General features: G+C 49.2%; 26 protein-coding genes and 1 tRNA gene. 24 read left to right on the top strand and 3 right to left on the bottom strand.

The window, feature by feature from the left end:
• The first annotated feature begins 1 nt into the window (after position 1).
• From rsmG to AC50Y3_RS15505, 6 genes are all read left to right on the top strand, one after another.
• Entirely contained in the window at positions 2-724 is a 723-nt protein-coding gene (rsmG, locus tag AC50Y3_RS15530; protein WP_494819615.1) for a 16S rRNA (guanine(527)-N(7))-methyltransferase RsmG, read from the top strand.
• 158 nt (positions 725-882) lie between these two features.
• Positions 883-1704, top strand: coding sequence for a nucleoid occlusion protein (noc, locus tag AC50Y3_RS15525; RefSeq protein ID WP_494819614.1), 822 nt, complete (start codon positions 883-885; stop codon positions 1702-1704).
• Positions 1705-1804: 100 nt separating this feature from the next.
• Positions 1805-2578 (top strand): ParA family protein, encoded by a 774-nt coding sequence (locus tag AC50Y3_RS15520; protein ID WP_091224667.1) that lies wholly within the window; start codon positions 1805-1807, stop codon positions 2576-2578.
• Positions 2559-3410: a ParB/RepB/Spo0J family partition protein gene (locus tag AC50Y3_RS15515; RefSeq protein ID WP_494819613.1), complete on the top strand. Its 852-nt coding sequence runs from the start codon at positions 2559-2561 to the stop codon at positions 3408-3410. Before AC50Y3_RS15520 ends, AC50Y3_RS15515 begins: the two co-directional genes overlap by 20 nt.
• A gap of 121 nt (positions 3411-3531) precedes the next feature.
• Positions 3532-4704: an aminotransferase class V-fold PLP-dependent enzyme gene (locus AC50Y3_RS15510; protein ID WP_494819647.1), complete on the top strand. Its 1173-nt coding sequence runs from the start codon at positions 3532-3534 to the stop codon at positions 4702-4704.
• Between the two features lie 30 nt (positions 4705-4734).
• The gene (locus AC50Y3_RS15505) at positions 4735-5232 is read left to right on the top strand and encodes a DUF4446 family protein (RefSeq protein WP_494819612.1); all 498 of its coding nucleotides are present in this window, start codon (positions 4735-4737) and stop codon (positions 5230-5232) included.
• On the opposite strand, the gene yyaC is transcribed toward AC50Y3_RS15505, so the two are convergent.
• Positions 5201-5794 (bottom strand): spore protease YyaC, encoded by a 594-nt coding sequence (yyaC, locus tag AC50Y3_RS15500; RefSeq protein ID WP_494819611.1) that lies wholly within the window; start codon positions 5792-5794, stop codon positions 5201-5203. The two genes, AC50Y3_RS15505 and yyaC, sit on opposite strands and share 32 nt — an antisense overlap.
• Before the next feature lie 152 nt (positions 5795-5946).
• On the opposite strand from yyaC, the gene AC50Y3_RS15495 reads away from it, so the two are divergent.
• The 3 genes from AC50Y3_RS15495 to AC50Y3_RS15485 all read left to right on the top strand — a co-directional run bounded on the left by AC50Y3_RS15495 (position 5947) and on the right by AC50Y3_RS15485 (position 6639).
• Entirely contained in the window at positions 5947-6186 is a 240-nt protein-coding gene (locus AC50Y3_RS15495; protein WP_494819610.1) for a putative Se/S carrier protein, read from the top strand.
• 59 nt (positions 6187-6245) lie between these two features.
• Positions 6246-6488 carry a DUF951 domain-containing protein gene (locus AC50Y3_RS15490; protein WP_494819609.1) on the top strand — a complete coding sequence of 81 codons (243 nt, stop codon included), beginning with the start codon at positions 6246-6248 and terminating at the stop codon, positions 6486-6488.
• Positions 6489-6548: 60 nt separating this feature from the next.
• Positions 6549-6639, top strand: a tRNA-Ser gene (locus AC50Y3_RS15485).
• A gap of 490 nt (positions 6640-7129) precedes the next feature.
• On the opposite strand, the gene AC50Y3_RS15480 is transcribed toward AC50Y3_RS15485, so the two are convergent.
• Positions 7130-7309, bottom strand: coding sequence for a YjzC family protein (locus tag AC50Y3_RS15480; protein WP_494819608.1), 180 nt, complete (start codon positions 7307-7309; stop codon positions 7130-7132).
• Between the two features lie 239 nt (positions 7310-7548).
• Between AC50Y3_RS15480 and rpsF the strand changes: the two genes are divergently transcribed.
• Genes rpsF through rpsR form a run of 3 tightly spaced genes read left to right on the top strand, consistent with a single transcriptional unit; the run spans position 7549 to position 8705 of the window.
• Positions 7549-7833, top strand: coding sequence for a 30S ribosomal protein S6 (rpsF, locus tag AC50Y3_RS15475; protein WP_210664068.1), 285 nt, complete (start codon positions 7549-7551; stop codon positions 7831-7833).
• Between the two features lie 41 nt (positions 7834-7874).
• Positions 7875-8408 carry a single-stranded DNA-binding protein gene (locus AC50Y3_RS15470; protein WP_091224676.1) on the top strand — a complete coding sequence of 178 codons (534 nt, stop codon included), beginning with the start codon at positions 7875-7877 and terminating at the stop codon, positions 8406-8408.
• 18 nt (positions 8409-8426) lie between these two features.
• Positions 8427-8705: a 30S ribosomal protein S18 gene (gene rpsR, locus AC50Y3_RS15465; protein ID WP_090574546.1), complete on the top strand. Its 279-nt coding sequence runs from the start codon at positions 8427-8429 to the stop codon at positions 8703-8705.
• A gap of 62 nt (positions 8706-8767) precedes the next feature.
• Here the strand turns inward: rpsR and AC50Y3_RS15460 are convergent, their stop codons facing one another.
• Complete coding sequence (locus AC50Y3_RS15460) at positions 8768-9121, bottom strand: DUF4870 domain-containing protein (RefSeq protein WP_494819607.1); 354 nt, start codon at positions 9119-9121, stop codon at positions 8768-8770.
• Between the two features lie 180 nt (positions 9122-9301).
• On the opposite strand from AC50Y3_RS15460, the gene AC50Y3_RS15455 reads away from it, so the two are divergent.
• From AC50Y3_RS15455 to AC50Y3_RS15400, 12 genes are all read left to right on the top strand, one after another.
• Positions 9302-10387 carry an LCP family protein gene (locus AC50Y3_RS15455; RefSeq protein ID WP_494819606.1) on the top strand — a complete coding sequence of 362 codons (1086 nt, stop codon included), beginning with the start codon at positions 9302-9304 and terminating at the stop codon, positions 10385-10387.
• A gap of 108 nt (positions 10388-10495) precedes the next feature.
• On the top strand, positions 10496-10936 hold the full coding sequence (locus AC50Y3_RS15450; protein WP_494819605.1) for a CBS domain-containing protein: 441 nt from the start codon (positions 10496-10498) through the stop codon (positions 10934-10936).
• 166 nt (positions 10937-11102) lie between these two features.
• Positions 11103-12005, top strand: a complete 903-nt coding sequence (locus tag AC50Y3_RS15445; RefSeq protein ID WP_494819604.1) for a DUF2232 domain-containing protein — start codon at positions 11103-11105, stop codon at positions 12003-12005.
• 19 nt (positions 12006-12024) lie between these two features.
• Entirely contained in the window at positions 12025-13986 is a 1962-nt protein-coding gene (locus AC50Y3_RS15440; protein ID WP_494819603.1) for a DHH family phosphoesterase, read from the top strand.
• Positions 13983-14426 carry a 50S ribosomal protein L9 gene (gene rplI, locus AC50Y3_RS15435; protein WP_494819602.1) on the top strand — a complete coding sequence of 148 codons (444 nt, stop codon included), beginning with the start codon at positions 13983-13985 and terminating at the stop codon, positions 14424-14426. Before AC50Y3_RS15440 ends, rplI begins: the two co-directional genes overlap by 4 nt.
• A gap of 30 nt (positions 14427-14456) precedes the next feature.
• On the top strand, positions 14457-15818 hold the full coding sequence (gene dnaB, locus AC50Y3_RS15430; protein ID WP_494819601.1) for a replicative DNA helicase: 1362 nt from the start codon (positions 14457-14459) through the stop codon (positions 15816-15818).
• A gap of 183 nt (positions 15819-16001) precedes the next feature.
• Complete coding sequence (locus AC50Y3_RS15425; protein WP_494819600.1) at positions 16002-17288, top strand: adenylosuccinate synthase; 1287 nt, start codon at positions 16002-16004, stop codon at positions 17286-17288.
• Between the two features lie 146 nt (positions 17289-17434).
• Positions 17435-18133, top strand: coding sequence for a hypothetical protein (locus AC50Y3_RS15420; RefSeq protein WP_494819599.1), 699 nt, complete (start codon positions 17435-17437; stop codon positions 18131-18133).
• Positions 18134-18267: 134 nt separating this feature from the next.
• Positions 18268-19773, top strand: a complete 1506-nt coding sequence (locus AC50Y3_RS15415) for a peptidoglycan DD-metalloendopeptidase family protein (protein WP_494819598.1) — start codon at positions 18268-18270, stop codon at positions 19771-19773.
• A gap of 194 nt (positions 19774-19967) precedes the next feature.
• Positions 19968-20723, top strand: a complete 756-nt coding sequence (gene yycF / locus AC50Y3_RS15410) for a response regulator YycF (protein WP_494819597.1) — start codon at positions 19968-19970, stop codon at positions 20721-20723.
• The gene (walK, locus tag AC50Y3_RS15405; RefSeq protein ID WP_494819596.1) at positions 20720-22555 is read left to right on the top strand and encodes a cell wall metabolism sensor histidine kinase WalK; all 1836 of its coding nucleotides are present in this window, start codon (positions 20720-20722) and stop codon (positions 22553-22555) included. The genes yycF and walK overlap by 4 nt, the downstream gene beginning before the upstream one ends.
• Complete coding sequence (locus tag AC50Y3_RS15400; RefSeq protein ID WP_494819595.1) at positions 22552-24222, top strand: YycH family regulatory protein; 1671 nt, start codon at positions 22552-22554, stop codon at positions 24220-24222. Before walK ends, AC50Y3_RS15400 begins: the two co-directional genes overlap by 4 nt.
• Positions 24223-24232: the final 10 nt, after the last annotated feature.

Below are 24232 nucleotides of genomic sequence, written 5' to 3'. Positions count from 1 at the left end.
TATGAACGCAACTGAAGCTTGGTTTACTGAATTATTGCAAGAGCATGGAGTGGCAGTTTCGCCGCTCCAGCTGGAGCAGTTCCAAACCTATTATGAACTGCTTGTGGAATGGAACGAAAAAATGAATTTAACAGGCATTACGGAGAGAGAAGCGGTGTACGAGAAACATTTCTACGATTCCGTCACTCTCTCTTTCTTTGTGAAAATGGACAAAGTGTCATCACTGGCGGACATTGGTTCAGGTGCAGGGTTTCCGAGCCTGCCATTGAAAATTTGCTTCCCGCATCTTAAAATTACAATAGTGGACTCCTTAAACAAGCGGATTCAATTCCTTCAGCATGTCGTGCAAACGCTGGGTCTTCAGAACGTGGAATGTGTTCATGGTCGTGCCGAAGATATCGCGCGCCTCGCTAATCATCGTGATGCCTATGATGTTGTAACCGCTAGAGCTGTTGCACGGCTCAGCGGCTTAAATGAGTTATGTCTTCCTTTTGTACGAAAGGGTGGCGTATTCGCTGCAATGAAAGGATCCGATCCTGCTGAGGAAGTAAATGAATCAAAACGCAGTATGATTGAGTTGAAGGCGAAGCTTACTTCCGTAGAACATTTGAAGCTGCCCTTCGAGCAATCAGATCGCCATATCCTCCTTATGGAGAAGCTTGGGACTACACCTGCGAAGTATCCAAGAAAAGCAGGGTTACCGCTGAAACAACCTATTATATAGTGATTATGGATTGATATTGTTTCACGTGGAACATTTTACTGGCAGTCACAATTGTTTCGATAATAAATGTCTGTCAAGCAGGAAATCAACTTACAGCCGGCGAATTATAGTAGGAACGACAATACTCGGCACTTTGAAATCGGGTGGTAGTTGACGATATGAAAGAACAATTCTCACGTTTATTCGGATTGAGTGATTCCAAAAGTGTAAGCCAAGATGAAGTGAAGCAGCTTCCAATTGAAGATGTGGACACGAGTCCTTATCAGCCGAGGACTGTCTTCGACGATGATCGTATTGATGAACTCAGTCAAACCATTCGCACACACGGCGTTATTCAACCGATCGTTGTCAGGGTGCGCGGTGGGAGATATGAAATCATTGCAGGTGAACGGCGCTATCGTGCAGTTAAAAAGCTCGGCCTTGAGACGATTCCGGCAATCGTACGTGAATTTAATGATTCTCAGGCTGCTTCTATTGCTCTGATCGAGAACCTTCAGCGTGAAGGACTCACTTCCATAGAGGAAGCGGTCGCTTATCAGAAGCTCATTGATCTTCACAATCTTACGCAAGAAAGCCTAGCTCAACGTTTAGGTAAAAGCCAATCGACAATTGCAAACAAGATTAGGCTCCTAGGTCTTGGTGATACCATTAAGAATGCGCTAATGGAACGTAAAATTACGGAGCGTCATGCAAGGGCGTTGCTATCACTTGATACAGAAGAGCTTCAACTGAAAGTATTGGACGACATCGTTACGAAAGAGCTGAACGTGAAACAAACGGAAGCTCGAGTGGCGTTCTACAAAGAAGCTACTAAGTCAAAAAAGCCAAAGCGGGTTTCATTTACAAAGGATGTACGTTTGGCGCTTAATACAATAAGACAATCCATTGATATGGTTTCGGGATCGGGCTTGCAAATCAAGACCAATGAACAAGATTACGAGGATCACTACGAGATCGTAATTAAAATCCCGAAACGATAATAGCGATTGCGATTCAAACAGCCGTCCGAACTAGGGACGGCATCGTCATTTAATCGTTTCATAAGGCTTCATTAAAGTAATCAGCATAGAGGTGAACGGTTTGTCTAAAACGATAGCAATAACGAACCAGAAGGGCGGTGTCGGGAAAACGACCACGTCCGTTAATCTGGGTGCTTGTCTAGCATCGCTTGGCAAGAAAGTATTGCTCGTAGATATTGACCCACAAGGCAATACGACGAGTGGAATTGGAATTAATAAAGCAGATGTCGCACATTGTATTTATGATGTGCTTATTAATGATGTTCACCCAAAAGATGCTACTTGTTCTACTAATATTGAAGGACTTAATATAATACCAGCTACGATTCAGTTGGCCGGTGCGGAGATTGAACTTGTTCCTACGATATCACGCGAGCAGCGCTTGAAGAAGTCGCTTGCCCTGGTTAAAAACCAGTATGATTACATTCTTATTGATTGCCCTCCTTCATTGGGTATTCTTACAATTAACTCTTTAACGGCTTCTGATTCTGTTATCATTCCTATTCAATGTGAATATTACGCGCTGGAGGGTCTGAGCCAGCTATTAAATACAGTACGTCTAGTTCAGAAACACCTGAACACTACACTTCAAATTGAAGGTGTCTTACTTACGATGTTTGATGCTAGGACAAACCTAGGCATTCAAGTAATCGAAGAAGTTAAAAAGTATTTTCAACAAAAGGTGTACCAAACGATTATTCCGAGAAATGTCCGTTTAAGCGAAGCTCCTTCACATGGGCAATCCATCATAACTTACGATCCAAGATCCAAAGGGGCAGAGGTGTATCTTGAACTCGCGAAGGAAGTGATTATGTATGAGCAAGCGGCTAGGTAGAGGACTTGATGCGCTTATCCCATCGCTATCTGTAAGCGAAGATGATAAAGTTGTTGAAGTTTCGTTAACACAGCTTCGTCCCAACCCATATCAACCGCGTAAAACGTTCGATGATGATGCGATTAAAGAACTCGCAGAATCCATTAAACAACACGGAGTCATTCAACCGATCATTGTTCGTACCGTACTTAAAGGGTATGAAATCATTGCCGGTGAGAGACGTTTCCGTGCATCACAGCTTTGTGGCAACCCAACAATTCCAGCGGTAATCCGCAACTTCTCGGATCAACAGGTAATGGAGATTGCATTGATCGAGAATCTTCAACGCGAAGATCTCAATGCAATGGAGCTGGCAATTGCGTACCAAGCACTCATGGATAAATTCGATCTGACACAAGAAGAACTTTCCATGAAGGTGGGTAAGTCGAGATCACACATCGCAAACTTTCTGCGCTTGCTGTCTTTGCCTGAACAAATCAAAGATAATGTTTCACGTGGAACAATTTCAATGGGGCATGCAAGGGCAATTGTGGGTGTGAAGGAAGATGCACGCAAAAAAGAACTTGCTGAACTAACCATTACGAATGAGTGGAGTGTACGTCAATTAGAAGAAGCGATCAAAAACTTGGATCAGCCAACAGCTGAGAAAAACAAACCGCAATCTTCTAAAAAACGTGATCCTTACATCGATCAGCTTGAAGAAACGCTTCGCGAACAATTCAAGACAACGGTAAAGATTAAACAGCAGAAAGATAAAGGTCGTATTGAACTCCTCTATTATAATAAACAGGATTTAGAACGGTTATTGGAATTGCTGCAACAACTATCTTAATACCAAAACTCAAATAGCATACTCGATTGGGAATCCCCGTTTGAAGTAGGGGTGCCAATCGAGTATGCTATTGTTAGCATTATAAGGGTTTCGGCGTATTGGTTAGAGGAGGAATGAAATGATGCAGCAGACGACGGATAAGGGATTAATCTATCTTGATCATGCGGCGACGTCATGGCCAAAACCGGCTGGAGTAATTGAGGCTGTGGTGGAAGCAATGGAACATGATGGTGCAAACCCGGGAAGAGGCAGTCATGCGATGGCTGTTCGGGCAAGCAGAATTCTGTTCAATACGAGAAAAGCATTGGCAAAGCTGTTCGTGGTATCTAACCCGAACGATATTGCATTTGCCTTAAATACAACAATGGCTCTCAACACCGCAATAAAAGGAATGCTGAGAAACGGCGATCATGTAATCGCCACATCAGTGGAACATAATTCCGTTCGGAGACCACTGGAATATCTAAAGCGAGTAAATGGTGTTGAGGTTAGTTATGTAGAACCAAATGATGCAGGAGAATTGGACGCGAAACAAATTGAAGCTGTAATTCAGCCGAACACAAAGCTTGTTATTGTGAACCATAGCTCGAATTTGTTAGGGTCAATACTACCTGTTGAAGACATTGGTGAGATCACGCGAAAACGTGGAATAAAGCTGCTTGTTGATGCTGCTCAAACAGCCGGACTATTGGAGATTAACGTGGAGAGAATGGGGATCGATATGCTCGCGTTTCCGGGCCATAAAGGGCTTCTGGGACCGCAGGGGACGGGTGGGTTATATATTCACCCCAACGTAGAGCTGGAGCCCCTCCTGCACGGTGGTACGGGCAGTCAATCGGAGGCGATTGAACAGCCAACTGTTCGTCCTGACAGGTATGAAGCAGGTACTCAGAATGCTGCTGGAATTAATGGTTTGAAGGCTGGTGTGCAGCACATTCTGCATGAGACGGTGCAAAACATCCATACTAGAGAATGGATGCTGACACAGCAATTGATGGAGGGACTTCATGCTTTGAACGGAGTTCACATCCTTGGTCCGGAACTCGGCAAACCTCGGACCGGAATTGTGTCCTTTGTATTGTCCGGAGCAGATCCATCCGAGATTGGATTTATTCTGGATCAGCATTATCAGATTGCCGTTCGAACCGGATTCCATTGTACCCCGCTCGCACATGCAATTGCAGGGACGAAAGAAACAGGGGCAATACGCGCAAGTGTGGGATGCTTCACGACTAAACAAGAGATTGATGCGCTTATAGCGGCTGTGAAGGAAATAAAACAGCAATACAGCTAATGTGCTTTAAACGGGGGAGAGTAAGACATCATGAATGAACTGATTGAAAGACCGTCCGATTGGATAACAGTTGGACTGCTTGTTGTTGTTCTGATCTTATTGATACGCAGCTTTGTCATCGGCAGCAAGTTGAAGCGACTGCGTAAAAGTTACACGCAGTTTATGAGCGGTGCAGGGGTCGAAGAGCTTGAAAGCGTCATTGTGGAACTGAAGCAGCGTCTTAGTGCTCAGGAAGAAGGACAGAACAAGCTAAAACAAAACGTTCATACGCTCAATGATACATTGAAGAAGAAGAAAGGAAACATCGGTATTCATCGCTATAATGCTTTTGCAGAACGAGGCAATGATCTGAGCTTCTCAATAGCAGTGATTGATGACGCTGAAGACGGTATGGTACTAAGCGGCATTCACGGCCGAGAGAACACCTTCGTCTACGCCAAGCCGGTGCAAGAAGGACAATCGAAATATCCGCTAACCCCGGAAGAAAAAGAAGCAATCAGTCTTGCGTCGCAGCGGGAATCGAAGTAGGGCGCACGCATTTCATAATCGATAAGAAGAGACTATGCGCAATAATATCAGACATCCGCATAACAAGATGAAGCCGAGTGTTTTGCAAAACAAAATACTCCATAAATCCGCCGACATTCACGATGCCCGTGATATGGATGTCACCAACCGGCGGCAGATCTTTATTAACACCGGCACCCGGACGGACCGGACCAGAACCGACTTGAATACAGCCGACACTAGCGGCTTGACCCAAGCAGGCATCGATACCGATGACAAAAGGCTTGCGGACAAACTTGTTAATGTCGATCAAAGTTTCGTCCAGGTTCATGGCATGGACAGGTTCCTCGAGGGTGCCATAAAGATCGAAGAAAGGGCTCCGATACTTGCTGAGAGAAGTGCCGACAAGCGGGCCGAGTGAATCGCCTGTGGAACGGTCAGTGCCTACACATACAACAACAAGCCTACGATCAGCAGGGACGTTGTCTAAAAGGTACGTGATGCGGTTCATCAGTAGTCCTGTAATGTTAGGTTCTGTGTACGGTACTTTGAGCGGTGCTTCTTTCATTCCTGGCAATTTCATAGATTCTCCTCCCGCCAACTCTATGAATTCCAACAACCTGATCGATAGAAAAACAGTTGTTATCACTTGGTTACTAGTATATGGTTGGGACAACCATTTTATACTTGTATAACTAATGAACCTTCAATAAAACAATCAGGAGGTGCAGATGCATGCTCATTGCTTTTGACTCCACCCAGCAGGCTCTGCGGGCGGAAATGCTATTAGAATATGCTGAGGTTGAAATAGATATCTGTCCGACGCCGAAGCAAATTACTGCGGGCTGTGCACTATCCATTCATTTTCCGGAGAGTGATTTGCTAGTCGTGAAGGATGTCATCAATCAAGAGAGTGTTGAGATTAGGGGAATATTTAGACAAATTGAAGATCGGTACGAGCCCATTGAGTTATGACGCTTAAAGGGATACGATAGAGAGTAGAAACAGCTTTAGGGGAAAGGGAGCGGACTGTTATGGAGAGGAAGCAGTTTGAACTGGGCGATGTTGTACAGATGAAGAAGCAGCATCCATGTGGAACAAATGAGATGGAGATCATTCGTATGGGGATGGATATCCGAATCAAATGCGTCGGCTGCAAACACAGCGTTCTCATACCGCGTGCGAAGTTCGAGAAAAACTTGAAAAAGGTGCTTCGTTCGAAGGCTGAAGAGGGCTTAAATGAGGGAGAAAGCTTCAATGGAACATCAACCAATTAAAGCTTGCAATTGGACGAGCACCGTGTTAAGATAAGTTCTGTTCTGCTGATTCACCTTTATGGAGAGGTACCCAAGAGGCCCAAGGGGGCTGACTCGAAATCAGTTAGGCGTGTCAAAGCGTGCGTGGGTTCGAATCCCACCCTCTCCGCCATATTTCAATCAATCAACGACCTTAGCGGGTCGTTTTTTTGTTTATAATAATGTTTTCACCCTAAGACGATATGGGTTCTTTGTGAATGGAACTCAATTCCATGGAACTGAGCAGGCCACATAGAGTCATTAGTGATGAGCCTAAATTTCGATGCGCCTAAAATGGAGAAGCGGGTCCTCACGAGCACTTTTCTCCTGCATCGTAGGCACAACGAAAAAAGGGCTCTTGCGAGCCCTTCTCCGACGGTGTTTGATTTAGAAAACAGTCATCACTACAAGCTCTTCGTAAGAAACCTCGGTTCACCGATCTTTAGTCGGTGTGCGTGTGTTACAGACACTGGTCTTTGGCACATCCCTCCGCTTCTATGCTGAGTGGACAAGATCTCCTTGAGGTTCGTACATGTATGGGTTCAACGGAACCACACCTCTCTTTACACCGTCACAACTATGATGCGCAGCTTGTTTTTCTTCTATACAACAGATTCAAAAAATCAGTACATTCGTTTCCACTTGCGATCCTTGTTCGAAAGGGCCGGAAACTTGTCACCTTTCGCCAATCGTACCTTCTGCGGATGATTAACACCCATATGGAAAGATGCTTCACCGATTTCAATATACAACCCGTCGTTTGGCGCACGGTCGCCTTCTCGAAATTCTGTCCATTCACCCATTAATGAATTACACCTCCAGTGCGGTTGCACAAATGAGGACGACGCAGAGATTCCGTCCTGATCATTAGTATGCAACAAATGAGGGAGGAACATGAACGGAAGAAAGAGGCAGGCGAATGACCGGAATCAACACTTGTCAAGAAGGGACTAAGTTTGGTATAGTATTCAGGTATGCGAGAAATTAACTCGCTCCTTGCTCCCTTTTAGGGGGCCGCATAGTCCAAGAGGAGGTGAAACATATGCGCAAATACGAAGTGATGTACATCATTCGTCCGGATGTGGAACAAGAGTCGGTACAAGCTTTGACTGACAAGTTCCAAGCAATCATCGGAAACGGTGGAGAGGTCACAAAGCATGACGTGATCGGTAAACGCCGCCTTGCGTATGAAATCAACAAGATTCGTGACGGTATCTACGTACTGGTACATTTCAACGCAACTCCAGAAGTTGTTGCTGAACTTGACCGCGTCATGAAAATTACGGATGAAGTTATCCGTTTCTTAGTTGTTAAAGATGTAGCTTAGTCTCATCAACGCAAGGATGTTTCGATTGGAGGCGATAAACGATGTTGAACCGTGTTATTCTCATCGGTAGATTAACAAAGGATCCTGAAATGCGCTATACGCCGGCAGGTGTTGCGGTAACGCAATTTACACTTGCGGTGGATCGTCCGTTTACGAGCGGTGGTCAGAACGAACGGGAAGCAGATTTTATTCCGATCGTAACTTGGCGTCAGCTCGCTGAAACTTGTGCGAACTACTTACGCAAAGGCCGCCTAACAGCGGTTGAAGGCCGTATCCAGGTTCGGAATTACGAGAACAACGAAGGCAAGCGGGTCTACGTGACTGAAATTATTGCTGATAATGTGCGTTTCTTGGAATCCGGTAACCGTGAGAATGGTCCGCGTGATGAGGGTGCGGCAAGCTATGGCAGCGGAAACGGTAACTACGGTGGAGGCAACTCACAAGGTGGCACCAGCGGTGGTAATCCACAGGGTGGAGGCCGTTCGGGAGGCACACCAAGGAACAACAATAGTCGTGATCCGTTCTCAGATGACGGACGCCCGATCGATATATCGGAAGATGATTTGCCATTCTAACTGAAAGGACGGATGAACATGAGCTTTAAGCAAAGAGATGGTGGCGACGAGCGTCCAGAACGCAAATTCGGCGGTCGTAAAGGCCGTAACAAACGCCGTAAAGTATGTTTCTTCACAGCTAACAAAATTACGCACATTGACTATAAAGATACGGACCTGCTTCGTAAATTTATCAGCGAGCGCGGCAAAATTTTGCCACGTCGTGTAACTGGAACAAGTGCAAAGTATCAACGTCTTCTGACTGTAGCGATCAAACGCTCCCGTCAAGTAGCGTTGTTGCCTTACACAACGGAATAGGACGTAATCAAGAGGCAGCCAATTTGGCTGCCTTTTTTTGCGTGCATATAAGCAGTCACCTGTTAAAACTTACTTGCTTGCTGCTCAGCATAATCGCCGATAAAAGGAAGCTTAAACCTTTTCCCCTGCAAGGCGAGGAGCATTAATGCAATCCATAATATAAATGACAGCGGAGCAAGTAAAATGCCAAGAAGCCAGCCGATAAACGGGATAAAGCCGAGCACAATATTAAGGACAACCAGTACGACAGAGACGAGGATCGATTGCATGGCATGAAATTTCACGAAGCTGCTTCGCTTCTCCAGCACAAGAAACAAGATGCCGGTTACAAAGCTGCCCAAATAACAAAGCAACCCGACGATCTTAGGGTCAATGCCTGTCGATGATGGATCAGGACCAAACAACGGTGCTTGCATAATGACGCTCCCTCCTTTGTAGGTATGTATTCGAGCTTTGGCCAAACTATGCTTGGTTGAAATCCCCATAAATGACAAAGGAAATCGTAAACCATTTGTAACTTTCGGTTTCGCCTAATCGTTTAGAATAAGGAAATCGCGTGTAAATAGATTTGTAGAGAATGGAGCGTTACAACGAATATGCAACCGAGAAAATCACGACGAACGTATAAATGGCTGGCAGCGATCCTCGTTATTGTCGTACTTGCAGGAACAGTCGGCTATTTCAATCGAAATGCGCTGGCGATGTGGGGCTTTGATACGTTCTTATCCGGATCGGTTAAGGACAGGCTGGAGAATTCATATCAGCCATTAGAGGGCCATGAGCCGGTCAAAACAACGTACAAGCCGGAGGAGCCATTCTCCATGCTGCTCCTCGGCGTCGATCAGAGGGACAAAGAGATAGGCCGCTCAGATACGATGATCTATACCGTCATCAGACCCAAGGATGGCGCCATTCTAATGGTATCCATTCCCCGCGATACGTATGTCGAAATCGTAGGCAAAACAACGAAGTCCGGCAAACAATGGGAAGATAAGATCACCCATGCCTATGCTTTTGGCGGCGCGAAAATGTCGGTTGAAACGGTCGAAAGGTTGTTCAACAACACAATCGATCATTATGCTACAATAAACTTTACCGGCTTCCGTGAAGTGATTGACGCCATGGGCGGAATCGCACTTCCGATTACGGAGGATCTCGTCAATGACGATCCTGATCACGAGAAGTTCGTCGTTAAGGCCGGTAAAGAGCTCTACAATGGCACTGAAGCGCTCAACTTTGTTCGGTACCGTGAAGATGCAGGCGGCGATACAAGCCGCGCAGGACGTCACCAGCAGTTCTTAAACGCCATCATGGCTAAAGCTTCGCATGTCCAGCAGTGGACGAAGATTCCTGAACTTATTTCAATTATGGGTGAGAATTTTACGACGGATTTAACACCGCAGCATATGATTGATTTGGCGAAGAGCATGCTGCAAAGCGACAACCGCACCATTTACAGCCACACGCTGAAGGGCAATGGACATCGTAAGGTGAATCACGGCGCTTGGTACTATTTTGCGGATGAAGAAGATTTGGCTGCAACGCAACAGTTAATTAAGGCATGGCTGGATCCAGCGAAAACGAAAGCAGAGCTGCCGCTTCCGGAGGAATACCAGGTTAAAGATCAGAAGCCTGTGCAGTCGTTGTCGTCGAAAACGAAAGCAGCATCAGAGAAGCATTAACGGCAATGCGGCGCCTAGATGAAATTCGAAGGCGCACGTCAAGCTGCAGCTAGGCCCGGAGCTCTTCACGAACAGGGAAGACAAAGTAGAAGGGAATGGGAACGCAACATGAATATTGCTTTTTTTCTGCTGCCTAAGCAAGAGGTAGTATGGTTGACGCTCGATGCAACGCTGCGTCAAACATTGGAGAAGATGGAGCATCATCGCTACACGGCTGTACCGATACTCGACAATCAGGGCGGATATGCAGGCACACTTACTGAAGGCGATCTGCTGTGGTATATGAAGAACAATCCGCAAGTGACATTTGATCAGACGAATAAAGTGAAGCTAACAGATGTACAGATGCGCATGACGAACAAGGCCGTCCAAATTGACGCGAATATGGAAGACTTAATCTCCCTGGCGAAGGTTCAGAACTTTGTGCCTGTCGTGGATGACATGAACCGGTTTATCGGCATCGTGCGTCGGAGTGACATTATCGACTACTGTGAAGCACTTATCTTAAATCAACATAAACAAGCCAGCAAAGAAATGGCTGCCGGCTAAATCAAACGCCGTCCTCAATTCAGAGGGCGGCGTTTTGTCGTTCCTATTGCGCCAGATCGCAGAGGCCCCACTGGACAAGGCCCCCTGTGTTGCCGGAATTGTTTTATGATATAATGGGGAGTAAATCATTAGTTCTGTACTAGTAAATCAGCAAGAGGTGAACGGTTTGAAAACCGGTTTAAAGTCAATTCTATGGAGCTTCTCAGCGTTAATTCTACTGCTCTTGGTAGCAGTCCCCGTCCTGAATGCGCTGGCTGCGGCAGTATTAATGGTGCCAACGGTAATCCTCTATACGACCTTGTCAAAACGAGCATTTACACTGCATATGACAGCCGTATATGGAATTGGCGTATTAATTATGGGACTTCCTGCCTTAATCGTTGGTCTGTTTTTCTTAGTTCCATCGCTTGTTATGGGGCATTTCTACCGGAAAGGGGCTCCAGCCCGGAAGGTCATAACGGCTACCGTCATAACGGTGCTTGCTCAGCTTCTGCTTGAGCTGGTTGTGTTTGACCTCGTATTCGATTTCTCCTTAATGGATGAAATCCGCGACATGATTACGAAGACAGTGGAAAACTTGCGGGAACAAGGACTTATGCCAAGCGTTTGGACGGCAACCGTAACGGAATCGTATGTGCAAAGCTTGATTCATTCCATTCCGATGGCGCTTATTACCGTATCGTTCCTGCTGACGATTATTACGCATGCGATTGCAGCGCCTTCTCTGCGTTCAAACGGATTAACGATTTCGCGTTTGCAAGCAGCACGTGAATGGAGATTGCCTCGGGTATTTGTGTTTTACTACTTAATTGTACTCATAGCGGATATGGCTACACCGAACACGGGCTCCTCCTTCATGACGGTGACGCTTCATAACTTGGTACCGCTGATGCAGCTTGCTTTCTCCATTCAGGCAATGGGCTTCTTCTTCTTCCTGGCGCATGAACGTAAATGGAACAAAGCGATCCCGGTGCTTCTATCGATAGTTGTCGCGATATTCCAACCGTTTAGCTTGATTGGGGTCATTGACGCAGCTTTCCCAATCCGTAAAGCGTTTAAGAAATCGTGATACGGGGGCGAATGAAACGATGCCAAAGTTTTTAATTAATCGCTGGCATGGGATGCACCATTTGTGGGCATTCGTGCTGATGATTCTACTGACGGTTACACTGGCTTTCTATGAATGGAAGCTCGGCATGCTGGGGCTGCTGCTCTGCGGTGCGGTGGGCTTCTCCTCCGTCATGGCGGAGCGGGCTTTCCGCCGCGATTTAAAGGTTTATCTAGGGACGCTGTCGTATCGAGTGAAGAAAGCCGGCAACGAGGTTATCAGTGATTTACCATTCGGCATTATTCTCTATAACGAAGACAAGACCGTGGAGTGGCATAATGCGTTTGTCACGCACATGCTGGAGCGGGATTCTGTCGTCGGGGAGTCACTGGAGGATCTGTTCCCCACACTGTCTCAGGCGAAAGAACGCGAGGGCACAGTAGAAGCGCATGTAGGTAACTCGGTTTATGAGCTGCAGTTCCGATTCGATGAAAGGCTGCTCTATATTCGGGATATGACGCAGCGCTGGCAGCTGGCTAAGCGGTATGAGGAAGAGAAGCTTGCGCTTGGTATCGTCATGATGGATAACCTCGATGAGGTTACGCAAGGCATGGACGATCAACAGCGCAGCACGCTGCTTTCGAAGGCGACTGCCGAGATAACCGATTGGGCGAATAAGTTTCATGTGTACTTGAAACGACTTACTTCCGACCGTTACTTGGTGATTACCGACATGCGTACGCTCAAGCAGCTTGAGCTGTCACGGTTTGTTCTCCTCGACGAGGTGCGGGAAATTACGGCCGAGAACAAGATCCCAATGACGCTCAGCATCGGCTTCGCTGCAGGCGCTGAGAGCGTTGTGGAGCTTGGCCACTGGGCACAGATTAGTCTTGATTATGCACTTGGACGCGGCGGCGACCAGGCTGCTGTAAAGGTCGGACAGCGGCAGTCTTTCTATGGCGGGAAGTCGAACGCCGTGGAGAAGCGGACCCGAGTTCGGGCGAGGGTTGTCGCGCATGCGCTGCGTGATTTGATCAAGGACAGCGACCGCGTCGTCATTATGGGGCATAAAATGCCGGATATGGATGCGATCGGTGCTTCCATTGGCGTACTGAAGGCTGCTATGCTCTTTAATAAAGAGGCGTACATCGTGCTGGAGGGCGTTAATCCTTCGATTCAGAAAATGATGGAGATGCTGCGGGAAGAAGAGCGGATTGCGAAGAGGTTCATAACGCCTGAGCAGGCAAAGGAACTGATCGGCGGCAACACGCTTGTCGTCGTCGTCGATACGCATAAAGCATCGATGGTGAAAGAACCGAAGCTGCTGACGCAAACGGACAAAATCGTTGTAGTGGATCATCACAGACGCGGAGAAGAGTTTATCGCGAATGCGATTCTGGTCTACATGGAGCCTTACGCATCCTCGACTTGTGAGCTCATTACTGAGCTGCTGCAATATATTAACGATCGCGTGCTGCTTGACGTCAGAGAAGCGACAGCGCTGCTCGCGGGGATTACCGTGGACACGAAGAGCTTCTCGCTGCGCACCGGCTCGCGTACTTTCGAAGCGGCATCGTTCCTGCGCCGCAATGGGGCGGATTCGACCTTGATTCAGCGGATGCTGAAAGAGGACTTGGCCGAATACATTAAGAAGGCAGAGATTATTAAGCAGGCTGAAATCGTGTATGACCATATCGCGATCGCGATGACGGAGCAAGGCCGGCAGTATTCGCAGCTGCTTATCGCGCAGACGGCGGATACGCTGCTTAATATGACCGACGTGCTCGCATCCTTCGTCATTGGAGAGCGGCCGGATGGTCTGATTGGCATTAGTGCCCGCTCATTGGGCCACATGAACGTGCAAGTGGTCATGGAGCGTATGGGCGGAGGCGGACATTTAACCAATGCCGCCGCACAGCAAGAAGGAACGGTTGTAGAAGTAGCACAGCGCCTCAAGCAGGTGCTGCAAGAACTTGATAAGGAAGAGGGGTTATTCGAATGAAGGTAATCTTTTTGCAAGATGTGAAGGGGCAAGGTAAGAAGGGTGAGGTTAAAGAGGTGTCGGAAGGGTACGTACGTAACTTCCTATTCCCGAAGAACTTGGCGAAGCCGGCTTCCGATGGCAACCTAAAGACGCTTGATTTGCAGAAGGCGTCCGAGCAGAAGAAGAAGGAAAAAGAAAAAGAAGACGCAAAGACGCTTGCAGAACGTTTGGAAGCGATGAAAATAGTTGTGAAAACGAAAGCCGGCGAAGGCGGTCGTTTGTTCGGAGCCATCACAAGCAAGCAAATCGCAGAGTCGCTTGAGGCGCAAGGCGTCAAAATCGACAAACGCAAAATCGAGCTGGAAGAGCCGATCCGAACGCTTGGCGTTACGCAAGTATTGGTAAAGCTGCATCCAGAAGTGAAAGCGAAGCTGAGTGTACATGCTACGGAGGAATAGAAGCAATCAAAAGGGGAGTCATGGGGACCAATGAGTAATGAGATGAATTTTGACCGAATACCGCCGCAGAATATGGAAGCAGAGCAAGCGGTGCTCGGTGCTGTCTTATTGCAAACGGAAGCTTTAATAACGGCAATGGAGCGGCTGCGCAGCGAGGACTTCTACTTGCCGTCGCATCAGCTGCTGTTTGAAGCGATGGTGGAGCTTGGTGAAGCGAGCCAGCCGATTGACTTGGTAACCTTGACTGCTTATTTGCAGGATCGCCAGCAGCTGGAGGAAATCGGCGGCGTAAGTTACCTGGCCAAGCTCGGTAACGCCGTTCCAACAGCGGCCAACATTGATTACTACGCGCAAATCGTAGAAGAGAAATCGATGCTCCGCCGTCTCATTCGGACTGCCACGAACATCGTTTCGGACGGTTACGCCGCCGCTGAAGATGTCGGAGCGATGCTTAGCGAAGCGGAAGCCCGCATCATGGAGCTGTCGAACCGCCGTTCTAGCACCGGATTCATCTCCATTCGCGACGTGCTCATGGAAGTATTCGAGAAGGTTGAGCATTTATATTCGAATAAAGGTGGCTCCACAGGCATTCCGTCCGGGTTTACCGACTTGGATAAAATGACCGCGGGCTTCCAGAAAAACGACCTTATTATTGTGGCTGCACGGCCATCCGTAGGTAAGACGGCCTTCGCGCTTAATATTGCGCAAAATGTCGGTGTACGGGCAAAGGAAACCGTCGCCATCTTCAGTCTCGAGATGTCGGCTGCCCAGCTGGTGCAGCGTATGATTTGTGCGGAATCAAACGTGGACGCGGGCCGATTGCGTACCGGGTATTTGGAAGGCGACGATTGGGAAAAGCTAACGATGGCGATTGGTTCGTTGTCTGAAGCGCAAATTTACATTGATGATACGCCGGGCATTACCGTATCGGATATTCGGGCGAAATGCCGCCGACTTAAGAAAGAGCGCGGACTTGGCATGATTCTGATCGACTACTTGCAGCTCATTCAAGGGCGCGGTAAAGCCGGCGAGAATCGCCAACAGGAAGTGTCTGAGATCTCCCGTACGCTGAAGCAGATTGCCCGTGAGCTCGAAGTGCCGGTTATCGCACTGTCGCAGCTGAGCCGGGGTGTTGAGCAGCGGCAGGACAAGCGTCCGATGATGTCTGACCTTCGGGAATCCGGTTCGATCGAGCAAGATGCCGATATCGTAGCGTTCCTATACCGGGATGACTACTATGATAAGGAATCCGAGAAGAAGAATATCATCGAGATCATCATTGCTAAACAGCGTAACGGTCCCGTAGGAACCGTTGAGCTTGCCTTCTTGAAGAACTTCAATAAATTCGTTGGTTTAGACCGATCGCACCAAGAACCGGGCCACGCTTCCTAATAAGGGAAGGTTCTGTCCCACATTTATCGAAATTCCGAACAATGCGATATACGACCTTACAATTGTTCGCTTTTCGTTGACTTTACCACTGCAGACTGCTAAACTAATCATGCTGTCTAAAGCTGGTAGCTATTATGTTGCTTATTTTGCAATGCGCGCAAAACTTGTAATGGGGGTATATCCATGTCAACGGTAGTTGTAGTCGGAACCCAGTGGGGAGACGAAGGCAAAGGAAAAATCACCGACTTTCTGGCGGACGGTGCTGATGTTGTAGCCCGGTACCAGGGGGGAAACAACGCAGGTCATACCATTATGATCGGCAATAAGAAATATAAGCTTACGATGATTCCATCGGGCATTTTCAATGAAAATAAAGTGTGCGTCATCGGTAACGGTATGGTTATCAATCCGTCCGCTCTGATTGATGAAATTAACTATATACATGACAATGGCTTCTCCTCGGAGAATCTGAAAATCAGTGACCGCGCGCATCTCATCATGCCGTATCACCTTGTGCTTGACGGCCTTGAAGAAGAGCGTAAAGGCGATAACAAAATCGGTACGACTCGCAAAGGCATCGGCCCTTGCTACATGGACAAAGCAGCGCGTAACGGTATTCGTGTCGCTGACCTGCTTGATGCAGAAGAGTTCGAAACGAAGCTTCGCCGCATGATTGTCGAGAAGAACCAAATGATCGAGCAAGTATACAACGGCGAGAAGCTGGATGCTGACGCTATTCTTGCAGAGTATCTGGGTTATGCGGAAACGCTTCGTCCTTATGTAACGGACACTTCCGTTGTGCTGAACGATGCAATCGACGCGGGCAAGCGCATTCTGTTCGAAGGCGCGCAAGGCGTTATGCTTGATATCGACCAAGGCACATATCCGTATGTGACTTCCTCGAACCCGACAGCGGGCGGCGTTTGTATCGGTTCCGGCGTTGGACCTTCGAAGATCCAGCAAGTTATCGGTGTTGCCAAAGCGTACACGACGCGCGTTGGTGACGGTCCATTCCCAACGGAGCTCAGCAATGAGACCGGCGATTGGATTCGCGAGAAAGGCTTTGAATACGGTACGGTTACCGGACGTCCACGTCGTGTAGGCTGGTTCGATACGGTTGTTGTCCGCCATGCACGCCGCGTTAGCGGGATTACAGGCTTGTCCTTGAACTCGCTTGACGTGCTTTCGGGTCTTGAAACGGTTAAAATTTGCACAGGCTACAAACTGCGCGGCGAAATCATTACGCATTATCCTGCGAGCTTGAAGCTGATCTCCGAGTGCGAAGCAGTGTACGAAGAATTGCCAGGCTGGAGCGAAGATATCTCTAACGCGAAGACGCTGGCGGATCTGCCGGAGAACACGCGCCGCTACGTGGAGCGGGTATCCGAGCTTACAGGAATTCCGATTGCGATCTTCTCCGTTGGACGTAACCGCGAGCAAACGAATCCGGTTGTGCCAATCTACGGGTAATAGTATGAATTTAGAGGACTGCGAGAAATCGCGGTCCTCTTCTTTTTTTGCCAATATAAGTCGCTGCCAATATGAATGGTTCCTAAGCCGCGTGCCCATACTAAGAAGTATGGGCGAAAATGCCCTTGCATAGGAGGGTGATTATCATGTGGAAAATGACAGGGTGGCTGGCGAAAACGATCGCAGCAGGACTGCTGATCAGTTTTCTATCGATCTGGACGACAGGTTACATCGTCAACAGCTATGTCGAAACGCTGCTGAAGCAATTTAATGTGCCGCTCGACCAGAAGCCTTTTGCACTGAACGGTGTTTGGGGCGGGTTGTGGGGGGCGGACCCGGTTGTGAAGCAGAAAGGAGATTCGGCGGATTCGTCCTCGAAGAACGAGAGTACTGATGGTAGTGGCGCAGATCAGAATGGGGATTCGACTGCGACGAAGAACGGCAGCGGCGACGGGCAATCATCGAGTACGAAGAATGATGCGGAAACGGATAGCGATTCGCCTGCGTCGGTTGATGCTTTTGAACAGACTCCGGACGGCGAACTAAGCGATATCGGAGGCGGTACCGGGCCTAAAGCAGGCAGCGGCGCTGTATCTTCTTCAAATGAAGAGGAAGCTATGACGACGGACGAAATCAATGCAGCCAAGTCTCAAATAAGCGACGCCGACAAAGAGAAGCTGTTCAATACAATGACCAAACTCCCCCAGGATGCATGGCAGAAAATATCGGGTCTAATGGAGGAAGGGCTGACGGACGCGGAAATGACCCAGGTCCAACAGCTTATGGCGCAATACCTAGATCGGACAGAATACGACGCAATGCTGGCAATTCTGAGCAAATATTAATGTCAAGCCCAGGGTCGTTTGGTTGAATCGGAATGCAGCGTTATGATAAAGTAGAAACCGTAGCCTGACAATGTAGGTTTTACATTGTCGGATCCCATCAAAGTTATGAACCATAACGCGAAAAGGAGACGATCATGGCCTTTTTTAACGAGAGGGGTCGCATCCGGAAGGTATGGAACTCATTCCGACAGACTTTTCGGACCGTCAACCCAAATAGCACGCAAGGCAATACGAAGCACCGCTTACTGAGCAAGAAGCCGTTATTTCTCGCGGTAGGCGCAGTAGCCTTATTGACGATTGCAGGTTTTAGCGGCAGTCATTATGTACAAGCACACACCGTAGATTATGTCGAAGTTTATCATAATGGCAAGCTGATCGGAGAAGTAAGCTCGGAGACCCAGGTTAAAGAGTTGATTAGCAACAAAGAGAAGCAGATTCAGGAGAAAAACGCAGGCATACATATGGTGCTTGATGCAGGTACGATCACATACAGCGATAAAAGCGCTTACAATGCCAATCCTGACTCCACTGCGACTTTGCAGAAGCTTGAAGGACTGCTTGTTTCACACGCTACAGGCGTTGAGCTTGTGGTAGATGGCAAGCGGGTCGGCGTTGTGAAAGACAAGGCTACGGCGACTGCGCTATTGAAGCGGGTCGAAGGCAAATACTCGCCGAAGGTAAAAGCCGGTAAAGCGGAAGTGACTGCACTGTCCTACTCAACGGACGGCAGCTTGAAGTCCAAATCAGCCTTGAAATCCGTGAAATTTGTCGAGAAGGTTGCGACTAAAGAAGCAGAAGTACAGCCAACGGACATCGCGGATCCCGAGCAGCTCTATTTGAAGCTTATTAAAGGGACTGTGAAACCAACTTCGTATACGGTTCAAGAAGGCGACTGCGTCGGCTGTATCGCACACAAATTCGATATTTCACCTCAGGTCATCTATGAGCGAAACAAATGGATCAAGGATGATATGATTAAAGTCGGAGACGTGCTTGATCTTACTGTACTTCAGCCGCAAGTGACCGTGGAAACGGTCGAGAACGTGACGGAAACCGAATCGATCGATCCGGCTACGGTCGTGCAGAAGAACAGCAATATGAAAGCAGGCCAGTCGAAGGTTATTCGCCAAGGCCAAAGCGGGAAGAAACAATTGGTGTACCGATTGGTGAAGCAGAATGGCTACTTGATGAGCGAAGAGCTGATCAGTGAGGTCGTTTTGAAGCCATCCGTTCCGGCAATTGTGATGAAAGGCACGAAGGTTACATTAAGCGAGGGCAGCGGCCGCTTCAGCTGGCCGGTAACCGGCGCGCGTCTCACCAGCAGCTTCGGTCAACGATGGGGAGCCTTGCATCGCGGGGTTGATATGGTTGGTAACCATAATATTATGGCAGCCGACAACGGTACAGTCAGCTTCACCGGTCAACGTCCGGGGCTTGGCAACTGTATCATTATCAATCACCATAACGGCTATGAAACAGTTTACGGCCATCTTAGCAAAATTTCCGTCAAGCGTGGTCAGACGGTTGAGAAGGGGCAACGGATCGGCATTATGGGTAATACCGGTCACTCTTTCGGCACGCATTTGCATTTCGAAGTTCATAAGAATGGCGTTTTGCAAAACCCGCTTAAGTACCTGTAAGCGAAGCAATTGCAGACCCTACGAAACACTGCCCGGCCTTCATGGCCCGGCAGTGTTTTTGCGTTCAGAGGAAAGTCACAAAATCCGCGGAAAATCGACCAATTCTCCCCTCATATGAGGGAACTTTCATTGGGAACTCAGACACTTCCTATGGTAGAATAGAGGGAGATTGCTAAGCGACAGGCGGTGTAGCGATGCACGGAAAAATATTAGTCGTAGACGATGAACAACCGATTGCGGACATTATAAAATTTAACCTCGAGAAGGAAGGCTATCAAGTCATTTGCGCCTTCGACGGTGGTGAAGCGGTAAGGCTCGCATTTGAAGAGCTTCCGGATTTAATATTGCTCGATCTGATGCTGCCGGTAAAGGATGGCATGGACGTGTGCAGAGAAGTACGCGCGCGTTTGCAAACGCCCATCATTATGCTGACAGCCAAAGACACCGAGCTTGATAAGGTACTTGGCTTAGAGCTTGGGGCGGACGATTATGTAACGAAGCCGTTCAGTACCCGCGAGCTGCTTGCCCGCGTGAAAGCGCATTTGCGTCGCCAGAAGAATGACGCTAACTCTTCAGCTGCCGCTTCGGCTGGTAACGGCACTTCGCCGGCTGCGGAGGACAAGCAGGGGCTTGGGATTTTCAATTTATTCATCGATACAGACATGTATGTGGTCTATAAAGACAATGAGCCGCTCGACTTGACGCACCGGGAGTACGAGCTCGTTTATTATCTGGCCCGGAACTGCGGGAAGGTAATGACGCGCGAGCATTTGCTTCAGGCGGTATGGGGATTCGAGTATTTCGGCGACGTCCGCACGGTGGATGTCACGATTCGGAGACTTCGCGAGAAAATCGAAGATGATCCGAGCCGGCCGGAATATATTTTGACCCGCCGCGGGCTGGGGTACTTGATGCGTAATCCGAAATCCGGAGGGTTCGGGTACGGATGAACGGGATACGGTTTTTCCGAACCATTCAAGTTAAGCTGATTATTATTTATGTGCTGCTGATTCTAATCGCGATGCAGCTGATCGGCGTCTATTTCATCAGTACGATGAAGACTTCGCTGACATCGACGTTCACGAATAACATGAACGAGCAGGCGAATCTGCTCTCGAAATTATCGGCACAAACGCTGTCCAATCGATTGGACCAGACCGGCACCTCCGATGAGAACTCAACAGAGGAGTATCTCAGCGTGCTTGTTAGCAGCTTGTTCAGCATTAGCGAGGCTGAGATTCAAATATTAGACGCGAGCGGAAAGGTGCTAGCCACCTCCCTGCAGTCGCATCAGTCCTATATCGGCAAGAAGAATACATCGCTTGCCGTAAGCCGCGCGCTGCAGGGCATTCGCGATAACGAAGAGGAAATAATCGACGAGGATGGCTTGCGCAAGAAGATTATTGCCAAGCCCATCGTAGATGGGGAGAAAACAGTAGGCGCGATCTATCTGGTCGCCTCGATGAAGGAGCTCTATTCGACCGTTGACCGGATTAACCGGATCTTCATGTCCGGGATGCTCTTCGCGCTGGGATTGACCGGCGTGCTCGGCATTCTGCTCGCCCACACGATTACGAATCCGATTAAAGCACTGACCCGCCAGGCTGCTGCCGTTGCGGAAGGTCGGTTCGATCAGCAGGTGCCTGTACTCGGCAATGATGAAATCGGCCGACTAAGCGAAGTGTTTAACGATATGACGATGCGCTTGCGCGATGCGCTATCGGCAACGGAAGAAGAGAAAGAGAAGATCTCTTCCATTCTGGCCAATATGAGCGACGGGGTCGTGGCCGCTGACGAGCGCGGTGTCGTTATTATTACGAACCGGCGCGCACAGGAAATGCTTCGCAGGGATGATTGCGAAGGCATTCGCCTGACCGACTTGTTCGGCATGGACGAAGCGCAGCTTACGGGCTTGCAGAAGGGGAATGAGCCGTCGGCTATTCTCTATCATCTGGAGACCGAAGGCGATGAGGAAGAGCTGATGCGTGTGACGCTGACGCCGATCCATCGCAGGGATCAAGGCATAAGCGGTACGATCGCGGTGCTGCAGGACGTCACCGAGCAGGAGCGTCTTGAACAATCGCGGCGCGAGTTCGTTGCGAACGTATCGCATGAGCTGCGCACGCCGCTCACGACGATCAAGAGCTATGCAGAAGCGCTCGACGATGGCGCGCTGGATGAGCGAGAGCTCGGTCAGCGATTCGTCGGCGTTATCCGCAATGAGACAGAGCGGATGATTCGTCTCGTTACAGACCTGCTGCACCTATCGCGGCTGGATTCCAATCAAGCTCCGCTAAGACGGCAGCAGACGAATGTGCCGGATATGCTGGAGGAAGTGGCCGACCGCTTCTCCTTCCAGCTGCGGAAGAAAGCCATTCGGGCTTCGGTACGCGTAGAAGACGCGATTACGTCGATCTGGCTCGATCGCGATCAGATCGATCAAGTGCTTGATAATCTCGTCTCGAACGCGATTAAGTACACGCTCGACGGTGGGCGCATTGAAATTGCGGCACGCCGGCTTGAGCCGGCTTCAGTCGCTATTAGCGTGAAGGATACGGGAATCGGTATTCCGAAAAGGGACCTTGGCCGAATCTTCGATCGGTTCTATCGTGTCGATAAAGCCCGCTCGCGGAACATGGGCGGTACCGGTCTGGGCTTGTCCATTGCCCGGGAAATTGTGAAGGCACATGGCGGCTCCATTGCGCTCGATTCCGAGCTTAATGAAGGGACGACGGTAACAGTCATTCTGCCCGTGCAGGTCGGCGGAGGTGAGAGCGCATGATGGACAAGCTGAAGACCGCGGTGCTCACAGCGCTCGTTATTCTTAGTCTGATTCAAAGCTATCTGCTCGCATACAGCATGCCGGGGCTCGGTGTAACGACTACACCGCAGCAGGATTATGTGCCGTCTGAGCCGCTCGGACAAGAGGAGAAGATCGAGAACGTTATTTTTCCGGAGGACATGGTTCTGCACCTGGGCAAAGGGAAACACACGCTTCTGTACCCCGCCTCGAATTTCTATAATTTGATCTTCGGTAAGATCAAGAGCCGTGAGTTTAAAGGGTTCCAGCGGAGTGCGGCCGTTGTTGTCGATTGGAATGAAATTCGCGATCGCGATGAAGGGCTTGAGCTGCGGTTTGGGCGCGGCGTACCGGTGGAGCTGTTAAGTAAGGTATTGAAGCTAGAAGGCGATGCGACGTTCATGGATGATGTCGTAAACCGGATTTGGATCTATAAAAGCAGTGATCGGGATGAAATCCGAACGTATTTCTTCAGCAGCGATAACTTGACCGTCTATGAATCGGTGAAAGCGGATTTAACGGCGCAAGACGTTCAGATGTATGTCGGTTACGGCGAGTATCAGACGAACTACCGGAAGGTCGGCGAAGATCTCTATACGCCGGATGGACCTGTGGAATCGATGCAGTTGACCGTGGGGTATGAGACCTATACGCCGGAGCAGATGCAGCGTTACTTGTTCTTTGATCCCGGCGTTACGCGGGTAATCAGTGATCAGGGCGGCTCGCAGATCTATACGGATGGCAAACGCGGGCTGCAGGTGGAGCAGAATGGACGCTGGATCAGCTTTACGGACCCCGTATCGGTGCAAGGCCAAGACGATAACGAGAGTCAGAACGTATACGCGGCCATTCAGTTCATTAACAAGCATGGCGGCTGGGATGGCATGCATCGCTTCACCCATGCGGGGACGTTCGAGAGTGTTCAAGTACTGCGATTCCAGCAGTATTACGGCTCTTATCCGATTATCCCGCAGGAGCCGTTTATGTTCGGCAGCATGAGGCTGCGTTTGCAGCAGGGTGTTGTTTCGGAGTATGAGCGCTCGCTGCTCACACTGCAGAAGAAAGCTCAACAGCGGGACATCCGCTGGCTGCCCGGCGGCGATATGCTGGAGAATGCGTTTAAGAACTACAAACGCAGACTGGAAGTGACTGCGATCTATCCTGCGCTATTGGCGGTATCGACCGAGAAGAATGTGATGAAGCTGGAGCCAATCTGGGCTGTCCGTCTCGTGGATGGCACGCAGGAGAACCTGCTTCAAGCCATTCCGGGCGGTTATAAGCCGATGCCCGGCGAGCCGGGCGGTGCGCCGCTCCAGAAGACGAGCAATACCGGTGGGAGTAAAATGGATGAGCAGGGTAATAATGCGGCATCAGGCGGAGTTGCTCAGCTGAGCGGCGGGACACTAACCGGACACATCAGCAGCTTAATCAGCCTTGCAGGTACGCATGCAAGCGATGGGAAGAATGGAAGTGAAGTGGGACACGGCGCCGATGAAGACACGGAATCAAGTGCGGCAATCGGCAATGCCGTCCCCGCGGATGGAGATATAGCAGGCATGCCTGGTGCTGCGGATAATACGGCCAGCGGCGGAGGGAATGCGAGCAGTGGTGCCGCCGGTAATGCCGGCAGTCCAACGGAGCACCCGTAAGCGGGGCGAG

The sequence above is a fragment of the Paenibacillus sp. J22R98 genome, from assembly GCF_059383835.1.
This window is presented reverse-complemented; position numbering and strand designations above follow the sequence as displayed.

Excerpts from the sequence above, each read along its gene's own strand:
- walK (WP_494819596.1), top strand. The coding sequence starts at position 20,720 with ATGAACGGGATACGGTTTTTCCGAACCATTCAAGTTAAGCTGATTATT.
- AC50Y3_RS15495 (WP_494819610.1), top strand. The coding sequence starts at position 5,947 with ATGCTCATTGCTTTTGACTCCACCCAGCAGGCTCTGCGGGCGGAAATG.
- rpsF (WP_210664068.1), top strand. The coding sequence starts at position 7,549 with ATGCGCAAATACGAAGTGATGTACATCATTCGTCCGGATGTGGAACAA.
- AC50Y3_RS15440 (WP_494819603.1), top strand. The coding sequence starts at position 12,025 with ATGCCAAAGTTTTTAATTAATCGCTGGCATGGGATGCACCATTTGTGG.
- dnaB (WP_494819601.1), top strand. The coding sequence starts at position 14,457 with ATGAGTAATGAGATGAATTTTGACCGAATACCGCCGCAGAATATGGAA.
- AC50Y3_RS15460 (WP_494819607.1), bottom strand. The coding sequence starts at position 9,121 with ATGCAAGCACCGTTGTTTGGTCCTGATCCATCATCGACAGGCATTGAC.
- AC50Y3_RS15470 (WP_091224676.1), top strand. The coding sequence starts at position 7,875 with ATGTTGAACCGTGTTATTCTCATCGGTAGATTAACAAAGGATCCTGAA.
- AC50Y3_RS15505 (WP_494819612.1), top strand. The coding sequence starts at position 4,735 with ATGAATGAACTGATTGAAAGACCGTCCGATTGGATAACAGTTGGACTG.
- yycF (WP_494819597.1), top strand. The coding sequence starts at position 19,968 with ATGCACGGAAAAATATTAGTCGTAGACGATGAACAACCGATTGCGGAC.
- AC50Y3_RS15450 (WP_494819605.1), top strand. The coding sequence starts at position 10,496 with ATGAATATTGCTTTTTTTCTGCTGCCTAAGCAAGAGGTAGTATGGTTG.
- AC50Y3_RS15455 (WP_494819606.1), top strand. The coding sequence starts at position 9,302 with ATGCAACCGAGAAAATCACGACGAACGTATAAATGGCTGGCAGCGATC.
- AC50Y3_RS15400 (WP_494819595.1), top strand. The coding sequence starts at position 22,552 with ATGATGGACAAGCTGAAGACCGCGGTGCTCACAGCGCTCGTTATTCTT.
- AC50Y3_RS15510 (WP_494819647.1), top strand. The coding sequence starts at position 3,532 with ATGCAGCAGACGACGGATAAGGGATTAATCTATCTTGATCATGCGGCG.
- rplI (WP_494819602.1), top strand. The coding sequence starts at position 13,983 with ATGAAGGTAATCTTTTTGCAAGATGTGAAGGGGCAAGGTAAGAAGGGT.
- yyaC (WP_494819611.1), bottom strand. The coding sequence starts at position 5,794 with ATGAAATTGCCAGGAATGAAAGAAGCACCGCTCAAAGTACCGTACACA.
- AC50Y3_RS15480 (WP_494819608.1), bottom strand. The coding sequence starts at position 7,309 with ATGGGTGAATGGACAGAATTTCGAGAAGGCGACCGTGCGCCAAACGAC.
- rpsR (WP_090574546.1), top strand. The coding sequence starts at position 8,427 with ATGAGCTTTAAGCAAAGAGATGGTGGCGACGAGCGTCCAGAACGCAAA.
- noc (WP_494819614.1), top strand. The coding sequence starts at position 883 with ATGAAAGAACAATTCTCACGTTTATTCGGATTGAGTGATTCCAAAAGT.
- AC50Y3_RS15415 (WP_494819598.1), top strand. The coding sequence starts at position 18,268 with ATGGCCTTTTTTAACGAGAGGGGTCGCATCCGGAAGGTATGGAACTCA.
- rsmG (WP_494819615.1), top strand. The coding sequence starts at position 2 with ATGAACGCAACTGAAGCTTGGTTTACTGAATTATTGCAAGAGCATGGA.
- AC50Y3_RS15425 (WP_494819600.1), top strand. The coding sequence starts at position 16,002 with ATGTCAACGGTAGTTGTAGTCGGAACCCAGTGGGGAGACGAAGGCAAA.
- AC50Y3_RS15420 (WP_494819599.1), top strand. The coding sequence starts at position 17,435 with ATGTGGAAAATGACAGGGTGGCTGGCGAAAACGATCGCAGCAGGACTG.
- AC50Y3_RS15490 (WP_494819609.1), top strand. The coding sequence starts at position 6,246 with ATGGAGAGGAAGCAGTTTGAACTGGGCGATGTTGTACAGATGAAGAAG.
- AC50Y3_RS15515 (WP_494819613.1), top strand. The coding sequence starts at position 2,559 with ATGAGCAAGCGGCTAGGTAGAGGACTTGATGCGCTTATCCCATCGCTA.